This is a genomic window from Streptomyces sp. NPDC102437, from assembly GCF_044765565.1.
Classification (GTDB): domain Bacteria; phylum Actinomycetota; class Actinomycetes; order Streptomycetales; family Streptomycetaceae; genus Streptomyces.
Map to the genome: position 1 here is coordinate 1 of NZ_JBIWKI010000132.1, position 2,815 is coordinate 2,815.

2 protein-coding genes are annotated in these 2,815 nt (G+C 65.9%); both read left to right on the plus strand.

The genetic code is table 11. The features are described from left to right. Positions 1-141 precede the first annotated feature (141 nt). Entirely contained in the window at positions 142-1,368 is a 1,227-nt protein-coding gene (locus tag ACIRJP_RS42235) for a ParA family protein (RefSeq protein WP_404186503.1), read from the plus strand. Beyond that, positions 1,365-2,621, plus strand: coding sequence for a ParB/RepB/Spo0J family partition protein (locus ACIRJP_RS42240; RefSeq protein WP_404186505.1), 1,257 nt, complete (start codon positions 1,365-1,367; stop codon positions 2,619-2,621). The genes ACIRJP_RS42235 and ACIRJP_RS42240 overlap by 4 nt, the downstream gene beginning before the upstream one ends. Positions 2,622-2,815 lie beyond the last annotated feature (194 nt).

Here is a 2,815-nt window from a genome sequence, read left to right on the forward strand (position 1 = left end):
GCAGGATCCAGCTCCGGCCCCACCTGATCAACGGCTGCCTCACCGCCACCGGTCTGACCCTCGTACCACCGACTCCACCCTGAAAACCTCAGTAACGCACCAATGCAACCCTATGATCTTGCGCGTTAGTAAGGTGTCCCCATGAGTTCTCCAGCCAGCGACCGCGAGAAGGTCGTCTCAAAGCTGCCGGGATGGCTCCGGCAGAACCTCAAGGTCAGGGCCGCCCAGCACGGCATCGAAATCCAGGCAGCAGTCGAGCAGGGCGTCACAGCCTGGTGCGACCTGGCGTCCAGTCTCGAGACCATCGACACCAGGGGCGCCGACTCCTTCGCAACCTTCCTCCCCGAAGGCCAGTGGGACACCTTCCGCCAAGCAGCCGCCGACCGGGGGGTCTCCCTCATCCAGGGGCTCGCGCAGACGGTACAGCTCTGGCTGGACATGAACCCTGCCCCGCACCTCGAACGGCCCACCATCACCCGTCGCTTCATCGTCTGCAATCAGAAGGGCGGCGTCGGCAAGACCGCAATCACAGCCGGAACCGGTGAAGCCCTCGCAGAGAATCCCAACGCTCTTCACCCTGTACGGATTGCCAAGCAGCTCGCAGCAGCATCCGGTGACAACAGCCCTCTCGATGTCGAGAGCCTCCCCGGTCTCGGCCTGCGCGTCCTCCTCGTCGACTTCGATCCGCAGTGCCACCTCACCAACCAACTCGGCGCCACCCCGCTGCCGATGAACGGTGACAGCCTCACCAATCACATGGCCGGCGACCCCAAGGGCGATCTGCGTGACCTTGTCGTCTCCATCGACGAAGAGACCTTCGGCGGCCGACTGCACCTGCTACCCGCATGCAACGACGCCTTTCTGCTGGACGTCCGCCTCTCCGCGGTCCGCGCCAGAGAGGCCGCCCTCGAGCGTGCCCTTGCCCCCCTGGAAGCCGACTACGACGTCATCCTCATCGACTGCCCGCCCAGCCTCGGACTCAGCATGGATGCTGCCGCCTACTACGGCCGTCGCCGTGATGGCGAGGCGCCCGGCCAGTCGGGGGCCCTCATCGTGGTTCAGGCAGAAGACAGCAGCGCCGACGCATACGAACTCCTCACCAGCCAGTTCGAAGACCTGCGCGGCGATCTCGCCATCGACATCGACTACCTCGGCATCGTCGTGAACCTCTACGATTCCCGCCGCGGCTACATCGCAACGTCCTCTCTGCAAGGGTGGGTCGACATAAAGGATCCGCGGGTCGTCGGCCTCATCGGAGACCTCAAGGAGCAGAAGGAAGCGGTTCGCGTGAAGCGTCCGCTCCTCGCCTACGCACCACGAAGCCAGCAGGCCGTCGCGATGCGCGCCCTTGCACGGGAGATCTCATGAGCAAGGCCGACCAGCTCGGGGCCGGCCGGTTCGGGGCCGCCCCCGCCGTCAGCGCCCGACGCCAGGCAGTAGCCGCAGCAACCGGAGCCGCCACCGTCGGGGCGCCCGACAGCCGTCTGCGTACCATCTGTCTCGAGCAGCTGGTGCCCACCAGGTTCAATCCGCGGCAGAACTTCGGAACACCTGAAGACCTGCTCGAATTCGGGCTGAAGCTCAAGAAGAAGCAGCTACAGCCCGCAGTTGCCGTCACGCGCGAGGCATACCTGAAGCTGTGGGCGGACGAAGCCGCACTGGTCGGGACGGCCCGCTACGTCATCGCGAACGGTGAGCGCCGATACCGTGCGTCCGAGGCCGCAGGACTGGGCACCCTCGAGGTCGTCGTCGACGATGAGGTCGCCAAGTCCAAAGCCGACTTTCTCGACGCGGTCCTCTCCGAGAACAACGACCGGGAAGACCTTGACCCCATTGAGCGCGCACTCGGCATCCAGACCATGGTCGAGGAACTCGGCGGCAAGGCCAAAGTTGCTGAGCACTACGGCAAGTCCGGCGGCTGGGTGACCCAGCAGATGTACCTTCTCAGCTTGGCCCCTGATCTACAGAAGCTGGTGAGCAGCGGCGATCTTCCGGTCAGGGAGACGCGCGCTCTGGTCAAGTTGTCGCACGCCGAACAGCGCGCGGCTTGGCAGCAGCGCATGCTCGAGCGTGATGTGGAGAAGGAGCGTCCCCGGACCCGCCGGACCGCTGAAGCACCAGCTCCCCCGGTCTCCAGCGGCCCAAGCGGCTTTACCGCGGTAAAGCCGACGCGCGGCTTGGCGACCGAACCCGTCTCTTCTCCTGCGGCGCCTCGGAGTGAGTTGCCAGCCTCGGTGCCCATGTATACCGCGGCAGACGCACAGCCGAGCCCCACAGCCCCGAGTCCCGCCGTCGACGATCCGGTGCAGGTGCCCGACGAGCCGAGCCAATCGTTGCCGGAACCTCGAACCCAGCTGTCCACCGTTCCTACCGGGACCATCCCCGTCGTTCCCGCCAAGCCGCCGATTGCGGAACGCCCCCAAGTCAAGATGCCTTGGCATGACGGCCGGGCCGCCATGGACATCATCTTCCGAAAGCTGAGCGGGGAGGAGCGCCGCAACGCACTGGGGCGCTACTTCGAGCTGGTGGGGGGCGCCGAGGCGGCAGCGGCCGACCTCAAAGTGGCAGCAAGTCCCCAGTTCCGTGAGCTGCTGGCAGACCACCTCATGGATAGCGCGTAGCCCGGTCAAATTGAGGCCCCGTTCTCCTGTCGGCGGGCTCTAACGACCTCGCAGCTCCCTGGAGTCAGGGAGCTGCGAGGATCGTGGAGAGGTGCTGAAAGCGTTGTCACGTTGTCGGGGGTATAGGCGTCTGGCGGTGCGTCAGGGCGTGGTCGAGGCGGCTGTCGGCTGTCGGTCAGGCCGTCGCGGGCAGG